We start from the raw sequence: 16,895 nt of genomic DNA, 5'->3' as shown, positions 1-16,895 counted from the left end.
TGGTTGAGCATAAGAGATGAGCTGGAGGTGCCATGTCGTACATTACGATTCGCGATGTTGCGCAACGTGCTGGTATATCAGTATCAACTGTTTCTCGCGCATTGAATAATACGGGTCGTATATCGGCAAACACTAAGGCGAAAGTTGAGCGTGCAGTTGCGGAACTAGGTTATATACCAGATTCTCGCGCTCAGGCGATGCGGTCATCTCGTACTAAGACAGTGGGGTTACTTGTGCCAGATATACGCAATGCGTATTTTGCTGAGCTTGCGTATACTGTGCAAGACTCGTTGTTTGATGCCGGCTATTGTGCGTTTATTGGAACATCTTCTGAGAGTGCAGCTCGTCAAGATTCATTCATTACAAGTATTCTTTCTCAACGCATTGATGGTGCGATTATTGTGCCTCAAGGTGAGGAAACTGATGCTATGAGAATGTTGATGGAGCAGCATCTTCCACTTATGTTTATGGATCGACATGTGGAACCTCGGACTGGCGATTTAACGCATGTGCCAGTTGTGGATTCGGATCCAGAGCAAGGTATTCGTGACGCATTATTGGATGTTAAACAACATGGTTTTTGCTCAGTTGGCTACGTGTCGGGTCCAATTATCGCTTCACCGTCACTGCAAGAACGTGAACAAGTATTTCGTACAGTGGCTTCGGAGATATTTGGCGAAGAACATGTATTTGTAGAATCCACGGGATTTGAACAATCCTCATGTGCTAGCGTGTTGCATCGCATGATTAGCGTTGGTGTAAAAGCGCTTATTATCGGCTATTCGCCAGATGCGCTGCGAGTGATGGATGTAATGGCTCGTGAAGGATTAGTGATAGGCAGTGATATTTCACTTATCTCGTTTGATGATGTTGAAATATTCCGCTTAGCAACGCCGCGTATTTCTACTATTTCGCAACAAGTTCAGCGCATTGGTCGTACTAGTGCTGCACTTTTTTTGGATATGTTAGAACATAATGTTGATGTTCAATCGCAGCGAGTAGAAACTATGTATATTCCGCGTGAATCGTTAGGAAATGCGTAGCTGTAAGGCTGTTATTCTATAGCTTGACACTATTGTTATTGATTTTTGTACCGTGACTTTGTAAGCGTGTGCAGCAATCGCCTGAGCGTACCGTTGTTGTTACGTTTTTGCATGCACATTGCGGCATAATTCTCATCCAAAGTACAAGCGTAATGTAGCGTAATTTATTGCATTTTCGTGGCAGCAGTGGTGCTGTAGCGAAGAAAGAGGTAGGACATGACGGAACTATCGCTAGTAGGAGTATCGAAAATATTCGGTAATTCTACGGTAGTTGACAATGTGTCTGTAACAGTAAAACCAGGTGAAGTGCATGTTCTCCTTGGTGAAAATGGTGCGGGCAAGTCAACAGTTATTAAGATGATGAGTGGCATTTATCAGCCAGATAAAGGTCATATTGAGATCAATGGTGAAACAGTGCGAATTCCTAATGTGGATACTGCTCGCAAATTGGGCATTGCTGTGATTCACCAAGAGTTAAATTTGGTGCCAGAACTTTCTATTATGGAAAATTTGTTCCTTGGTATGCTTCCTACGAAAGCTGGTTTTGTTAGTCGGGCGACGATGCGTGCTCGTGCGGAATCTGCATTGCAAGTTATCGGTTTAGATGAAGATGTCAATAAGCCAATGGGACAACTTGGTGTAGCTCGTCAACAAATGGTAGAAATAGCCAAAGCACTTATGCAACATGCATCTATCCTTATTCTTGATGAACCAACAGCTGCTCTAACAAAACCAGAATGTGAACAGTTATTTAACATTATGGAAGATTTAAAATCCAAAAATGTTGGAATGGTGTTTATTTCTCATCATTTAGATGAAATTGCGCGTATTGGTGATGTTGTAACTGTACTTCGCGATGGCAAATACGTCGATACTGTTGATGCGCAAGTTCCTGAGAAGGAACTTGTAAAACTCATGGTAGGTCGTGATATTACAAATCAATTCCCTCATGGCAAACGTAGTCAAGGCAAAGAGCTGCTAAAAGTAGAAGGCTTAACGCGAAAAGGTACGTTAGAAAATGTATCCTTCAGCGTTCATGCTGGCGAAGTTGTGGGTCTTGCAGGTTTGGTAGGTGCTGGTCGTACCGAAGTTCTTCGTGCAATATTTGGTGCAGATAGTTATGATTCAGGTTCAATAACTGTTGATGGTAAATCTATTGCGAAAGCGAATATTGCAGGAAGCATCGCAGCTGGTCTTGGTTTAGTCCCAGAAGATCGTCGAGTACAAGGGTTGATTCTTGAAGCATCTGTTGCAGAAAATTTGGGAATTTCTACATTAGTTCCTACAGCACATGCAGGATTTGCGGATTTGAAAGGGCAGCGTACTCGCGAAGAAGAAACTGCAAAAAAATTGCGTATTCGTATGGCAAACATTGATCAACCCGCTGGTTCGCTATCTGGCGGTAATCAACAAAAAATCGTGTTCGGCAAATGGTCTATGGCGAACGTGAAAGTGCTATTGCTGGATGAGCCTACTCGTGGTGTTGATGTTGGTGCTCGTGTAGAAATTTACGAGTTGATTAACAGTATCGTAGAAAATGGAGGTGCTGTGCTGATGGCATCCTCAGATTTGCCTGAAGTGCTTGGCATGTCAGATCGCGTATTGGTGATGTCGAACGGCAGAATCAGCGGTGAATTAGCTGCAAGCGAGGCTACGCAGGAAAGTGTGATGGAGCTTGCAGTGACTCACCTTAATACATCTGGTATTTGAGCATACAGGAATGAGTAAAACCTTACTGCTTTCAATATGAAACTGATACATGAGCCATATTGAAATCTTAAAAATTAAAGTTACCAATCAAACGTAAAACTTGCATACAACAATTTATTGCACACAGTAGTGCAGTGAGTTATAGCAAAATTTGTTAAAGGAGTATAAATTATGGCTGCTACGAGTAGTGCAAAATCTGAGCATTTGGGATACGGTGCAGTTGATAAAGGATTTTTGCCTGCAGCGAAAAAGTTTGCGTCACGTAATGGCGCTCTTATCGGCTTGATTATCTTGTGTGCTGCGCTTTCGTGCGCCACGCCAGCATTTTTGACAAGTGTGAATATTCTCAATGTGGGTATTCAAGCTGCGACAGTTGCTATTTTGGCATTCGGTCAAACCTTTGTCATCGTGTCCGCTGGTATTGATTTGTCAGTAGGTGCGGTGGCTGCAATTTCTAGCATGTTGGTTGCGTATACAGGCGTTTCTATGGGGTTGCCGCCAGTGTTAACTGTTGTTGTAGGTATAGTAACCGGTGCGCTTTTTGGTCTTATTTCAGGTGTTGCGAACGCTTTTCTTAAGTTACCATCGTTTATTGCTACATTGGCAATGATGTCTGTTGCGCGTGGACTTACCCTTGTTGTTTCAGACGGTCGTCCTATTTCTACCTCTGGCATGGTGAATTTCTTTGGTGCCAACATATTAGGTATTCCAATGCCAATCGTGATGATGATTATCATGGGTGTTATTGCTGCAGTAATACTGAACTTCACCACTACTGGTCGTTCTATGTATGCTGTTGGTGGAAATATGGAGGCCTCTCGCCTTTCTGGTATCAATATTCATAAAACACAAATTATGGTGTTTATTTTTTCCGGTATTTTCGCTGCCATCGCTGGTTTAGTTATTGCCGGTCGTTTACATTCCGCTCAGCCTCAGGCCGCCACTGGCTATGAAATGGATGCTATTGCTTCTGTTGTTATCGGTGGTGCTTCGCTTTCAGGCGGTAAAGGTAAGATTTCTGGCACTTTCGTAGGAGCAATTTTGCTGGCTGTAATTCGTAATGGCTTGAATATTTTGAATGTTTCCTCCTTCTGGCAGCAAGTAGTTATTGGTTTGGTTATTGCCTTTGCTGTGAGCCTTGACACTTTGCGCCGCAAGGAAGATACGCACTGACAGCAAATTAATACTTTTATAAACTTGATCTTCTCGTAGGAAGGAGGTGAATCTTGCAAATGTTGATTCGTAAGTGGCGAGTAATCAATATTTTCAGCAAGAATTGAAACGATTTGGAATATTATAACTGAACTTTATAACTCAAAACTACGTAACAATAAGGTAAAGAGATGGTGAAACATCAGCCTTATGTCACTGCAACATTGTGGATTTATCGAACTAAAAACTTGCGGTAGCACAGGGCAATAATCAAAGGAGATATGATGAATTATCCAATTATGCGTCGAGGCGTAAAGATTGCTTGCGCGGTTGCAGCAGCATCTGCACTTATTGTCAGCATGAGTGCATGTGGTAGTACTAATGGTGGCGATAAAGTCGCATTGCTAGTTTCTACTTTGAATAATCCGTTCTTTGTGGATTTACGTGATGGTGCCCAAGCTGAAGCAAAGAAACTTGGTGTTGATTTGCAAGTTTCCGACGCTCAGAATGATTCTGCAAAGCAGCAGGATCAAGCGCAGAATGCTCAATCACAAGGTGCAAAAGCTGTTATTATTAACCCTGTAGATTCTGATGCTGCTGGTCCTGCAGTTGCCCCGTTGCTAAGCGCGAACTTGCCTGTGATTTCTGTTGACCGTTCTGTAACTGGTGAAAAAGTTACTTCGCATATTGCTTCCGATAACGTTGCTGGTGGTGCTCAGGCTGCTGACACGCTAGCTAATAGTATGGGCGAAAAGGGTGAAGTTTTGGTTTTGCAAGGTATTCCTGGAGCGGCTTCTACTCGCGACCGTGGCAAAGGATTCAAAGATCGTATTAAAAAATATTCAAATATTAAAGTTGTAGCAGAACAAACTGCTAACTTTGACCGTGCTGAAGCATTAAATGTGGCTACTAATTTGTTGCAATCGCACCCGAATGCAACCGGCATTTACGCCGAAAATGACGAGATGGCATTAGGTGCCATTCAAGCATTAGGAGCTAAAGCTGGTAAAGAAATTAAAGTAGTAGGTTTCGATGGCACTGCTGACGGTATGAAAGCTATTAAAGCCGGCACAATGGCTGGAACAATTGCTCAGCAGCCAAAGGAACTTGGTCGTTCTGCCGTTGCTGCTGCTGTAAAAGCTATTAAAGGGCAAAGTGTTCCAAAGACTGAGCCAATTACTGTGAAAACAGTGACAGTAAAGAATGTGGGTGATTTTGAGTAATACATATTTGCATAAAACTATGTAATTCTGTGTATAAACATTAAAGTTTATGTTGAGTAGTTTTATGGATTAATATAGCTAATGCAAAATTTATATGGCGCTGAGAGCATTCATGATGTTTTCGTGAAAATAATTGTAACAGTAAAATTTATTAATACCGTATGATTTAGCGTTCTCAACGCCATTGTTTTCTTAATAAGATTTTTATCATATATGTTCGTGGTGGCGCATTTGTTATAAAGGTGATGATCATTGTTGATGTCGCTTTCATGAGCCACGATATGGGGTGAATTATGTTAACTCATGGTATTTTGAACGCACAATTAGCAGCTGCTATTGCAAAATTGAGGCATAAGGATCAATTTGTTGTTTCTGACTGTGGCTTGCCTGTCCCAGCGGGCGTAGAAGTTATTGATTTAGCCTTGGTTTTTGGAATACCGCGATTTCCTGATGTGCTTGCATCAATAAAGGACGATCTTGTTCTTGAGTCTGGTATTATGGCGGAAGAAGCTTGTGATGATGTTCCAGAAACATGGGTCAAGGATTTGCTTGGTGTGCCATTGACTTATGTGCCTCATGATGGCGAACAAGGATTTAAGTCTCTTGTTTCGCAAGCTAAATTCGTGATTCGAACGGGTGAGACTACTCCGTATTCTAACGTGTTGCTGCGTTGTGGTGTTCCATTCTAAGCTTTGTTTTGCGCAATATTTAGGGAGAATTATGTGTAGTTATCATATGCTTGACTCGTTGGAGAGTTTAGAAAAGATTAAAGTCATTCAGCCTGTTAACGTGGCTTTGCAACGTGAGACATTGCCTGCATTACGAAATATGAAGATGCCTACTGTAGCGATAGTTGGTTCTATGAATGCGGATTATACTATTGTTGCTAATCGTCTTCCTATGCCTGGTGAGACCATTAAAGGTGACGAAATACGAATACTGCCTGGAGGTAAGTCAGGTAATCAGGCAGTATCTGCTGCAAAGCTTGGTGCGCACGTATGTATGTTCGGTGCTGTAGGTAATGATGCTAATGCTGATTTTCTTACTGGTGCTTTGCGAGAATCTGGTGTTGATACGACGTATGTACGTCATGTACCCAATTGCAACAGTGGTGCAACAGTGATTACAGTGGATGCGCAAAGTGGCGAAAATACTATTGTTTATGCGCCTGGATCTAACTCGCAAGTTGATATTGATTATATTCAGTCGTCATCTGTGCAAGCTGCTATTACTAATGCAAAAGTATTAGGGCTTTGCTTGGAAAGTCCATTAGAATCGGTTACGATGTGCGCTCGCTTAGCACATGAGCATGGCGTAAAAGTTTTGCTTAATAATTCGCCTTTTTTGGATACATTACCGCGAGATCTTATACGATCTGCAGATATCTTACTGGTCAATGAGCATGAAATGGCACAGCTATTGCATATTTCAGAACCAGATAGTGGTGATTGGGATTCATTTGATTGGAAGCATACGCTTCATGCAATGCATGAGTTTGGCTTTAATGAGGCAATAGTAACACTTGGCTCACGTGGGTCTATGGTTTTGGATTATGCTGATAATTCGGTGCATCGAATTATGGCTCAGCATGTCAATGCCGTTGATACTACGGGTTGTGGCGATGCTTTTATGGGTACTGTGCTTGCGTGTTTGTCTGTGGATATGCGGTTGGTTGATGCGGCGTCACTCGCTTCTTATGTAGCTGCATATGCTGCTACTGGATTTGGCGCACAAGCTTCCTACGGTACAGTTGCTCAAATTCGTCAATTTTTTCACTTGTAAGTAGGTGATGCATGCATAAATTGTAAGTATATTCAGTTGACGTTCGCGCCTTGCCGATGTACAGAATTTTGACATTCTCCTAAAACTGTGTAATATGCTATAAAAACCAAAAAGCAGTTGGCTGATTTTAGTCACTACAATCAGCCTTACTGCTTTTTATTATATTCACAGCCGCTTCGACGAATTTCCATGTATGCACGAATTTCGCCTAAGCACATTTTTATCTAAAAGGAGGTGTCACTATGAGTGGCATGAAATATGCAATGATCGGTTCGGGAGCTATGGGATATCGCTATGGCGTTTTGTTGCAGGAAACGGCTGGCATTCATGTTGATTTCATTGATGCCTGGGATGAAAATGTGAATAAAGTTCGCGAGCAAGGCGGCGTAATGGTGAGCCGCGACCACGAAAACCGTCATTTAGTGCCGATTAATATGTATACGCCTGAAGATTATGACGGCGATCCAGACGTGTGGATCGTGTTTATGAAGCAAATGCAGCTTGCGGAAATGTTGGAGCGTTGTAAGCATTTGTTTAAAGAGCATCAGGTTGTGTTTGCTGCTATGAATGGCTGGGGTCATTTTGAAAAGTTGCAGCAATATTTCCCGGATGACCATATTTACGGCGGAACTGCCATGATTGCAACCGTTTTGAACGGTCCGGGCGACGTTGATTTTATTGGTAAAGTTGGCGTTGGTACCATGAACATGTGTGCGTTGAACGAGCAGGTGAGCGATGTTGAGCTTGCTATGCGAGACGACTTTAAAGCTGCAGGCTTGAATCCTACTATTACGGAAGATTTCAAGGGTACGTGCATGGCGAAGGTAGTTTTCAATTCCGTAGTTAACACTTTGTGCACAATGTATCAGATTCAAATGGGCCAGTTTATTTCGTACCCTGGGGCTATGGATATGGCTCGACAGCTTATTAACGAAGCGTACGACGTGTGCGATCGTGCAGGAATTCGTATGGTTAATACGCGTCAGCAGGAGTTGGAGGCTATCGATTACGTAAGTCGTGTTGCAAATCCTTTGCACTATCCTTCTATGTACCAAGATATGAGTCGCGGACGAAAGACTGAAGTCGATTACATTAATGGTTACATAGCAAAGCTCGGTCGCGAAAATGATTACGTTTGCCGTACTCACGAATTCTTAACGCACGGAGTTCATTTGGCAGAACTCGCGTTCAAGCTTCATAATCAGCAATAATTTAGAGAGTATCCCTATAGCTCTTGCAATGAATGAGAAGGAGGAGCGGCTCGCGGTTTTTACTGCGGGCCGCTTTTTATGATCCGCGCGTAACATCTAATATGCTGATAAAATTTAGAGTCTAAAATCATCAATACTATTAAATAAATAAAATTATTTGTAATAAATAAAACTGTAATAAAAATACTTATTAACGTAAATTAATGGGGTTTATATGACTACTTTTGACAGAGCAAACTTGCCAGAATCCGTGCGCACAAACGGCGCTACGCCAAACCCTTGGTGGGCGAATGCAGTAGTGTATCAGATTTATCCGCGAAGCTTCCAGGATACGAACGGTGACGGCATTGGTGATTTGAAGGGAATCACTTCACGTCTCGACTATTTGGCTGATTTAGGTGTTGACGTGCTCTGGCTCAGCCCTGTTTACAAGTCTCCGCAAGACGATAACGGTTACGATATTTCCGATTATCAAGATATCGACCCGCTTTTTGGCACTTTGGAAGATATGGACGAACTTTTGGCTGGCGCGCACAAGCGTGGGCTTAAAGTTGTGATGGATTTAGTAGTAAATCACACTTCTGACGAGCATGCTTGGTTCCAGGCTTCAAGAGATGCTTCTAGTGATTACGCTGATTGGTATTGGTGGAGGCCTGCGCGTGAAGGTTGTGTGCCTGGTGAGCCGGGTGCGGAGCCGAATAAGTGGGGTTCGTATTTCGGCGGTTCCGCGTGGACTTACGATCCGAAGCGCGGAGAATACTTCCTTCACCAGTATTCTCCAAAGCAACCAGATTTGAATTGGGAAAATCCCGCGGTTCGCGCTGCCGTGTACAAGATGATGAATTGGTGGATGGATCGCGGAATTGACGGCTTCCGCATGGATGTGATTACGCAAATTTCCAAGCATGTTGATTCTGAAGGTCGTTTGCCTGGGGAAGTTGGCTGCCAGATTGAAGATTTTCCAGCTGGTGCTGACGGCTATTCTTCGCCGTTCCCGTTCTGCTCGGATGGTCCTCGTTTAGACGAATTCTTACGTGAGATGCGTGCAGAAGTTTTCGAAGGGCGCGAAGGTTTCTTAACTGTTGGTGAAGCTCCGGGAATTTCTCCGCACCGTAATACTTATATTACTGACCCTACTCACAGTGAACTCGACATGTTATTCCTGTTCAATCACGTGGATATCGATTGCGAAAACGGCACGAAGTGGAACCCTGTGCCGCTAAAGCTTACGGAATTAAAGCGCGTGATGGCAGAGCAACAGCAAGCGGTAGCGGATGCTGGTTGGGCGAGCTTGTTCTTTAATAATCACGATCAGCCGCGTGCGCTTTCTCGCTGGGGTAGTGAGGCTAGTGAGGAGATGCGCGTGCGCTCTGCTAAGGCGATTGCCATGCTTCTTCACATGCACCGCGGCACGCCTTACGTGTACCAAGGCGAGGAAATAGGCATGACTAACGCGCACTTTACGCGTCTCGAGCAGTATCGCGATTTGGAAGCGTTGAATATGTTTAAGCAGCGCGTAGAAGAAGCGCATATTCAGTCGGCTGAGTCGATGATGGATGCGCTCGCAAAGCGCGGGCGCGACAATTCTCGAACTCCAATGCAGTGGAATGCTTCTAAATACGCGGGATTCATGCCTTTTAATGTTACGTCGCAAAATAACGCAGAGCCATGGATTAGTGTGAATCCTAATTATGTGGATATTAACGCAGCAGAGCAGATGGAAGATTCAGATTCCGTTTACGCTTTCTATAAGTATTTAATTGCATTGCGCCATTCGGAGCCGATTGTTTCTGCTGGCTCTTGGAATTTGGTCGATGCGGATGACGAGTGCGTGTACGCTTTCGTGCGCGAGCTTAAATCTGATTGCGAAAAGCAGGATGACTCTGCAGAGACTGCTGCGGAATCTGCTGCAAATTCTGCGAAATCTACAGAACGCATGCTCGTAATGGTTAATATGACTGATTCAACCGTGCCTATACCTACGCAGAGCGCGCAATTATTGCAAAATCGCGCCTCTAACGCTTTTGTGGGGCGTGAAGTAATGGTTACAACTTACGACGTGAATCACGCGCTTACATCGCTTAAAAACGGTACGCTTGCGCCTTGGGAAGGTATAGCTGTTACTTTGCAATAGTTTTAATAGCGTTACTTTGCAATAATCACTTTGCAATAGTTTCGTCTACTAATTTTGGCAGAGCTTTCGCAATATCTTCGCGAATAATACGCTCTGCCAAATAGTCGTATTGTGTAGAGCCCAAGTTCATTATCGTAATAGGCACTCCTGCACGCGCGGCTAGCGGTACGAGAGAAGCAGCTGGAAATACTTCTAGCGTGGAACCAATAACCCACAGCTCGTCCGCTTTAACTATTGCTTGCGCGCTTCGTTCCATTGCTCCTTCAGGAAGTGCCTCGCCAAAATATACAACGTCTGTTTTGATTAAACCGTTGCAAGGCATATTGCTACGGTATGGAAGAGCGCGTCTGCAATGCGGATCTGGATTCTCGTCTAAATCTGCCATAATATCGGCAGTTTTATAGCTCGCGTGGCAGCTCATGCAGTGTGAGGTTCCAATGCTTCCATGCAAATTCACTATAATGTCTGGGTTATTGCCAGCTTTTTCGTGAAGTGCGTCAAAGTTTTGGGTGGCGATTAAATCTAGCATTCCAGCTTTCTCAAGTTTTACAAGCGCTTTATGTGCTGTTCCTGGTTGAGCATTCCAAACAGGTGACTCTTTTTGCCATCGCCAAGAGTAAATGCGTTCTTCTTCGCTGCTTAAAAACGCGTCTATGTCGTAAACACTCATTTGTTCTGGGTGCTTAGTCCATACGCCATCTGGTCCGCGAAAATCAGGAATGCCAGCGCTTGTGGAGATTCCTGCTCCGGTTAGTACAACAATATGGCGTTTGCTGTTCGATTGCTTGTTGCTCATTCTTCTGCTCCTTCTTTTTATTAATGTCTGTTAATGTCCTATTCTTATTTTCTTTATGTGCTTTATGCTTTTTGTGTTTTTATGTGCTTTGTATTCTTTATAAAAGTTTATTTAATAAGTATCTATTTATATAGGTATTTCTTATTTCGTATGTATTCCATATATCGCACTCATATATTTTTGTGTTATCTAATCGTATATCTCATCTTTTTCTGCTTTTATTGTGTATTTTTCGCGTTGATTCCGTATTAATTGCGTATTTGTTGTTGTTTTTCTTAATGTGTGGGTGCGCGACACTCCCGATTTTGAGGTTTTTGGGGCTATTTTTGATTATTTTTTGTTGGTTTTGATTATTGTTCCTGGTTTTGTGTTGGTTTTTGGGTGCTTTTTTGCGATTTTCGACACGCCGGTGTTTTGGCTTGTTTTCAATGGTTTTGGGGTGTTTGTTTTTGGTGGGTTTGCGTTTTAGCGTGGGTTGGTGTAAGTTTATCTCTTGCTGCTCAGCGCGGCTGGTTCTCCTCGGTTGAGGTTGATGGGCCGGCTGGTGTGGTGGTGGTTTGAGAACTCAAGAGCGTGTCTGTACTACTTATTAGTTAATTATTGCCAGTTCATTGCCTGCCTTGCAGATTGCAGGGTGCCTGAGAGATGGTTAAATGGTGGTGAGGTTTTTTGTTGGGATGTTCTTTCCTTAAAGAATGTCTCGTCTTTTTCTTTTTAATATTGGAGCCTTTTGTTGGCTCTTCATTGAAGTTTTTCGTGGAGGGTTCGATTCTGGCTCAGGATGAACGCTGGCGGCGTGCTTAACACATGCAAGTCGAACGGGATCTAGTCAGCTTGCTGACTGGTGAGAGTGGCGAACGGGTGAGTAATGCGTGACCAACCTGCCCCATGCTCCAGAATAGCTCTTGGAAACGGGTGGTAATGCTGGATGCTCCAACTTGACGCATGTCTTGTTGGGAAAGTGTTTAGTGGCATGGGATGGGGTCGCGTCCTATCAGCTTGTAGGCGGGGTAATGGCCCACCTAGGCTTCGACGGGTAGCCGGTCTGAGAGGGCGGACGGCCACATTGGGACTGAGATACGGCCCAGACTCCTACGGGAGGCAGCAGTGGGGAATATTGCGCAATGGGGGAAACCCTGACGCAGCGACGCCGCGTGCGGGATGAAGGCCTTCGGGTTGTAAACCGCTTTTGATTGGGAGCAAGCCTTTTGGGTGAGTGTACCTTTCGAATAAGCGCCGGCTAACTACGTGCCAGCAGCCGCGGTAATACGTAGGGCGCAAGCGTTATCCGGAATTATTGGGCGTAAAGAGCTTGTAGGCGGTTCGTCGCGTCTGGTGTGAAAGCCCATCGCTTAACGGTGGGTCTGCGCCGGGTACGGGCGGGCTAGAGTGCAGTAGGGGAGACTGGAATTCCCGGTGTAACGGTGGAATGTGTAGATATCGGGAAGAACACCAATGGCGAAGGCAGGTCTCTGGGCTGTTACTGACGCTGAGAAGCGAAAGCGTGGGGAGCGAACAGGATTAGATACCCTGGTAGTCCACGCCGTAAACGGTGGACGCTGGATGTGGGGCCCATTCCACGGGTTCCGTGTCGGAGCTAACGCGTTAAGCGTCCCGCCTGGGGAGTACGGCCGCAAGGCTAAAACTCAAAGAAATTGACGGGGGCCCGCACAAGCGGCGGAGCATGCGGATTAATTCGATGCAACGCGAAGAACCTTACCTGGGCTTGACATGTGCCTGTCGACTGCAGAGATGTGGTTTCCCTTCGGGGCAGGTTCACAGGTGGTGCATGGTCGTCGTCAGCTCGTGTCGTGAGATGTTGGGTTAAGTCCCGCAACGAGCGCAACCCTCGCCCTGTGTTGCCAGCGGGTTATGCCGGGAACTCACGGGGGACCGCCGGGGTTAACTCGGAGGAAGGTGGGGATGACGTCAGATCATCATGCCCCTTACGTCCAGGGCTTCACGCATGCTACAATGGCCGGTACAACGGGATGCGACATGGTGACATGGAGCGGATCCCTTAAAACCGGTCTCAGTTCGGATCGTAGTCTGCAACTCGACTACGTGAAGGCGGAGTCGCTAGTAATCGCGAATCAGCAACGTCGCGGTGAATGCGTTCCCGGGCCTTGTACACACCGCCCGTCAAGTCATGAAAGTGGGCAGCACCCGAAGCCGGTGGCCTAACCCTTTTGGGATGGAGCCGTCTAAGGTGAGGCTCGTGATTGGGACTAAGTCGTAACAAGGTAGCCGTACCGGAAGGTGCGGCTGGATCACCTCCTTTCTACGGAGTTTTTGTGCACGCTCGGTTGAGTGTGGTTACTGGTGTGGAAAACAGTGGTTAACGTTTATATGAGTTTGTTGGGCATGCTTTTGGGTTCCCGGATTGCCACCCCCCCTTGTTTTGGGGTTGCGGTCCTTGACTCACAGGATTTCAGGTTGATGCTTTTTGAGTGTTGATGCTGGTTTTGTGGTGTTGTGGTGGTTTGAGAACTGGATAGTGGACGCGAGTAAAATGCGAGACTTTTTTGGTTTCGATTTTTTTGCTTTTATCAATTTCAACCGGCTCCTTTTGTTGGAGTCGCTTGATCGTTTTGTGATCGTTTAGTGTGATGATTTTTTGTCTAGAGAATTTTGCTGATGGGTTCTTACTTTAGTGTTTGTCACTGGTAAGGGCGTATGGTGGATGCCTTGGTAGACAGGACCGATGAAGGACGTGACGGGCTGCGATATGCCTCGGGGAGCTGCCGAGTGGGCTTTGATCCGAGGATTTCCGAATGGGGAGACCCGGCCACTGTTATGAGTGGTCACCACAGTTTTTGTGGGGGGTACGCAGGGAAGTGAAACATCTCAGTACCTGCAGGAAAGGATACTCCGTGAGTAGTGGCGAGCGAAAGCGGATCAGGCTAAACCGGGTGCGTGTGATAGCCGTCAGGTGTTGCGCATTCGGGGTCGTGGGATGGACTGTTCAGCCTCTGACGGGGTTGAGGAGAGTGATAAAATGTCGTGCTAGGTGAATGGGATTGAATTCCCAGCCGTAGAGGGTGATGGCCCCGTAGCTTGTCGTGCGATGTCTCTTTATGTTTATTCCCAAGTAGCGCGGGACTCGTGGAATCCCGCGTGAATCTGCCCAGACCGTTGGGTAAGCCTAAGTATTCCTGTCTGACCGATAGTGTACTAGTACCGTGAGGGAAAGGTGAAAAGCACCCCGGGAGGGGAGTGAAATAGTTCCTGAAACCGTGCGCTTACAATCCGTCGGAGCCTTCTTTGTGGGGTGACGGCGTGCCTATCGAAAAATGAGTCTGCGAGTCAGTGGTATGTGGCGAGGCTAACCCGGGTGGGGGAGCCGTAGCGAAAGCGAGTTTTAAAAGGCGTTTGAGTCGCATGTCCTGGACCCGAAGCGGGATGATCTAGCCCTGAGCAGGTTGAAGCGCGGGTAAGACCGTGTGGAGGACCGAACCCACCTAGGTTGAAAACTGGGGGGATGACTTGGGGTTAGGGGTGAAAGGCCAATCAAATTCCGTGATAGCTGGTTCTCTCCGAAATGCATTTAGGTGCAGCGTCGTGTTATTGCTTACAGGGGGTAGAGCTACTGGATGCTTGCGGGCCCATACCGGGTACCAATAGCAGCCAAACTCCGAATACCTGTTAGGTTTATCACGGCAGTGAGTCGGCGGGGGATAAGCTCCGTCGTCAAAAGGGAAACAGCCCTGATCGTCGTCTAAGGTCCCGAAGCGCGTGCTAAGTGGGAAAGGATGTGGAGTCGCATAGACAGCCAGGAGGTTGGCTCAGAAGCAGCCATCCTTGAAAGAGTGCGTAACAGCTCACTGGTCTAGTGGTTCCGCGCCGACAATGTAGCGGGGCTTAAGCACGCCACCGAAGACGCGGCTGCATGATTGTTTCATGCGGGGTAGGAGAGCGTCCTGTATGGGGTGAAGCGGCAGTGTGAACTTGTCGTGGACTTTACAGGAGTGAGAATGCAGACATGAGTAGCGAGAGACGGGTGTGAATCCCGTCCGCTGAATGACTAAGGGTTCCGGGGCCACGTTCGTCGTCCCCGGGTGAGTCGAGTCCTAAGGCGAGGCCGACAGGCGTAGTCGAATGGATGAACGGGTTGATATTCCCGTACCGGTGTTACACCGTTCGAACTGAATCTGAGAGTACTAACCTTCATTTTCTTGTTGATTGCCTTTCGGGGTTGTTGATGGGTTTGTGTTGGGACTGTATCGGTAGTAGGTTAGCGTGGGAGTGACGCGGGTAGGTAGCCGGCTGCGGAGGTGGTTTTCCGTGGCTAAGCGTGTGGGCTGTCTCCTAGGTAAATCCGGGGGATGTTAAGCTGAGGCGTGATGGGTAGGCTGTAAGGCTGATTCCGGTGATCCTGCTTGCCAAGAAAAGCTTCAACGTGAGGTGTGATTCCGCTCGTACCCTAAACCGACACTGGTGGTCTGGTAGAGTATACCGAAGCGATCGGGCGAATCCTGGCCAAGGAACTCGGCAAATTACTCCCGTGCCTTCGGCATAAGGGAGACCCCTGATGGTGATATGGTTTTACATTGTTGAGCTGTTGGGGGTGGCACAAGCTAGGGGGTAGCGACTGTTTACCAAAAACACAGGAGCGTGCGAAGGCGTAAGCCGCTGTATACGCTCTGACGCCTGCCCGGTGCCGGAAGGTTAAGAGGATCCGTTAGCTTCGGTGAAGCGGTGAATTTAAGCCCCGGTAAACGGCGGTGGTAACTATAACCATCCTAAGGTAGCGAAATTCCTTGTCGGGTAAGTTCCGACCTGCACGAATGGCGTAACGACTTCCCCACTGTCTCGGCCAGGAGCCCGGCGAAATTGCAGTACGAGTAAAGATGCTCGTTAAGCGCAGAAGGACGAAAAGACCCCGGGACCTTTACTATACCTTGGTATTGTCGTTAGGTGTGGATCGTGTAGCATAGGCGGGAGGCTGTGAAGCGTGGGCGCTAGCTTGCGTGGAGTCGACAGGTGAAATACCGCTCTTTCCATATCTGGCGTCTAACCTCGACGCGTTATCCGTGTCAGGGACAGTGCCTGGCGGGTAGTTTAACTGGGGCGGTTGCCTCCTAAAGAGTAACGGAGGCGCTCAATGGTCCGCTCAGCCCGGTTGGCAATCGGGTGTTGAGTGTAATCGCACAAGCGGGCTTGACTGTGAGACTGACGGGTCGAGCAGGGACGAAAGTCGGAGATAGTGATCCGGTGCCGGCGTACGGACGTGGCATCGCTCAACGGATAAAAGGTACCCCGGGGATAACAGGCTGATCATTCCCAAGAGTCCATATCGACGGGATGGTTTGGCACCTCGATGTCGGCTCGTCGCATCCTGGGGCTGGAGCAGGTCCCAAGGGTTCGGCTGTTCGCCGATTAAAGCGGCACGCGAGCTGGGTTCAGAACGTCGTGAGACAGTTTGGTCTCTATCCTCTGCGCTCGTTGGAATGTTGAGGAGACCTGCCCATAGTACGAGAGGACCTGGGTGGACGAACCTCTGGTATGCCGGTCGTCACGCCAGTGGCGCTGCCGGTTAGCTACGTTCGGAAGGGATAACCGCTGAAAGCATCTAAGCGGGAAGCCTGCTCCAAGATAAGCATTCCTTGCACTTTAGTGTGTGAGCCCCCATGTAGAACACGTGGTTGATAGGCTAGATGTGGAAGCCCTGTAAGGGGTGGAGCTGACTAGTACTAACGGGCGATGGTGACATTCTTCCTCACTTTTACTAGTGGGGAGGGTGAGTTCCTTATGAGTATTATTCTTCTAGCGTTAATGAGTACTGAATGTTTTGCTTAACGATCAGTTGATAAAAGAGTTTTTACGCGCGTTCATGTCCGGTTC

The 16,895-nt window shown here is 46.7% G+C and carries 9 protein-coding genes and 2 rRNA genes; 10 read left to right on the top strand and 1 reads right to left on the bottom strand.

Annotated elements, in window-relative coordinates; genetic code table 11:
• Positions 1-32: 32 nt before the first annotated feature.
• The 8 genes from HXT47_RS00175 (at position 33) to HXT47_RS00140 (ending at position 10,255) form a co-directional block, all read left to right on the top strand.
• A complete protein-coding gene (locus tag HXT47_RS00175) occupies positions 33-1,043 on the top strand; it encodes a LacI family DNA-binding transcriptional regulator (RefSeq protein WP_004106183.1) in 1,011 nt (336 codons plus the stop codon).
• A 216-nt stretch (positions 1,044-1,259) separates the two neighbouring features.
• Complete coding sequence (locus HXT47_RS00170; protein WP_032842457.1) at positions 1,260-2,753, top strand: sugar ABC transporter ATP-binding protein; 1,494 nt, start codon at positions 1,260-1,262, stop codon at positions 2,751-2,753.
• A 171-nt stretch (positions 2,754-2,924) separates the two neighbouring features.
• On the top strand, positions 2,925-3,926 hold the full coding sequence (locus HXT47_RS00165) for an ABC transporter permease (protein WP_004106187.1): 1,002 nt from the start codon (positions 2,925-2,927) through the stop codon (positions 3,924-3,926).
• A gap of 263 nt (positions 3,927-4,189) precedes the next feature.
• Positions 4,190-5,128: a D-ribose ABC transporter substrate-binding protein gene (locus HXT47_RS00160; RefSeq protein WP_004119817.1), complete on the top strand. Its 939-nt coding sequence runs from the start codon at positions 4,190-4,192 to the stop codon at positions 5,126-5,128.
• 293 nt (positions 5,129-5,421) lie between these two features.
• Complete coding sequence (gene rbsD / locus HXT47_RS00155; RefSeq protein WP_004106191.1) at positions 5,422-5,817, top strand: D-ribose pyranase; 396 nt, start codon at positions 5,422-5,424, stop codon at positions 5,815-5,817.
• 46 nt (positions 5,818-5,863) lie between these two features.
• On the top strand, positions 5,864-6,910 hold the full coding sequence (locus HXT47_RS00150) for a ribokinase (protein ID WP_004119819.1): 1,047 nt from the start codon (positions 5,864-5,866) through the stop codon (positions 6,908-6,910).
• A gap of 242 nt (positions 6,911-7,152) precedes the next feature.
• Positions 7,153-8,121 (top strand): ketopantoate reductase family protein, encoded by a 969-nt coding sequence (locus HXT47_RS00145; RefSeq protein WP_004119821.1) that lies wholly within the window; start codon positions 7,153-7,155, stop codon positions 8,119-8,121.
• 214 nt (positions 8,122-8,335) lie between these two features.
• Entirely contained in the window at positions 8,336-10,255 is a 1,920-nt protein-coding gene (locus HXT47_RS00140; RefSeq protein ID WP_004106198.1) for an alpha-glucosidase, read from the top strand.
• Between the two features lie 25 nt (positions 10,256-10,280).
• Here HXT47_RS00140 and HXT47_RS00135 read toward each other — a convergent pair whose 3' ends face one another.
• Positions 10,281-11,051, bottom strand: a complete 771-nt coding sequence (locus HXT47_RS00135; protein ID WP_004106199.1) for an SIR2 family NAD-dependent protein deacylase — start codon at positions 11,049-11,051, stop codon at positions 10,281-10,283.
• A 753-nt stretch (positions 11,052-11,804) separates the two neighbouring features.
• Between HXT47_RS00135 and HXT47_RS00130 the strand changes: the two genes are divergently transcribed.
• Together HXT47_RS00130 and HXT47_RS00125 are read left to right on the top strand one after the other, a co-directional pair.
• Positions 11,805-13,332: ribosomal RNA gene (locus tag HXT47_RS00130) — 16S ribosomal RNA — on the top strand.
• Positions 13,333-13,707: 375 nt separating this feature from the next.
• A 23S ribosomal RNA gene (locus HXT47_RS00125) occupies positions 13,708-16,767 on the top strand.
• Together the 16S and 23S rRNA genes form the textbook arrangement of a ribosomal RNA operon.
• Positions 16,768-16,895: the final 128 nt, after the last annotated feature.

The organism is Gardnerella sp. DNF01205 (genome assembly GCF_049244135.1).
Taxonomy (GTDB): domain Bacteria; phylum Actinomycetota; class Actinomycetes; order Actinomycetales; family Bifidobacteriaceae; genus Bifidobacterium; species Bifidobacterium leopoldii.
This window is presented reverse-complemented; position numbering and strand designations above follow the sequence as displayed.

Coding starts and splice junctions, on each gene's coding strand:
- HXT47_RS00160 (WP_004119817.1), top strand. CDS start 4,190: ATGAATTATCCAATTATGCGTCGAGGCGTAAAGATTGCTTGCGCGGTT.
- HXT47_RS00165 (WP_004106187.1), top strand. CDS start 2,925: ATGGCTGCTACGAGTAGTGCAAAATCTGAGCATTTGGGATACGGTGCA.
- HXT47_RS00135 (WP_004106199.1), bottom strand. CDS start 11,051: ATGAGCAACAAGCAATCGAACAGCAAACGCCATATTGTTGTACTAACC.
- HXT47_RS00150 (WP_004119819.1), top strand. CDS start 5,864: ATGCTTGACTCGTTGGAGAGTTTAGAAAAGATTAAAGTCATTCAGCCT.
- rbsD (WP_004106191.1), top strand. CDS start 5,422: ATGTTAACTCATGGTATTTTGAACGCACAATTAGCAGCTGCTATTGCA.
- HXT47_RS00170 (WP_032842457.1), top strand. CDS start 1,260: ATGACGGAACTATCGCTAGTAGGAGTATCGAAAATATTCGGTAATTCT.
- HXT47_RS00175 (WP_004106183.1), top strand. CDS start 33: ATGTCGTACATTACGATTCGCGATGTTGCGCAACGTGCTGGTATATCA.
- HXT47_RS00140 (WP_004106198.1), top strand. CDS start 8,336: ATGACTACTTTTGACAGAGCAAACTTGCCAGAATCCGTGCGCACAAAC.
- HXT47_RS00145 (WP_004119821.1), top strand. CDS start 7,153: ATGAGTGGCATGAAATATGCAATGATCGGTTCGGGAGCTATGGGATAT.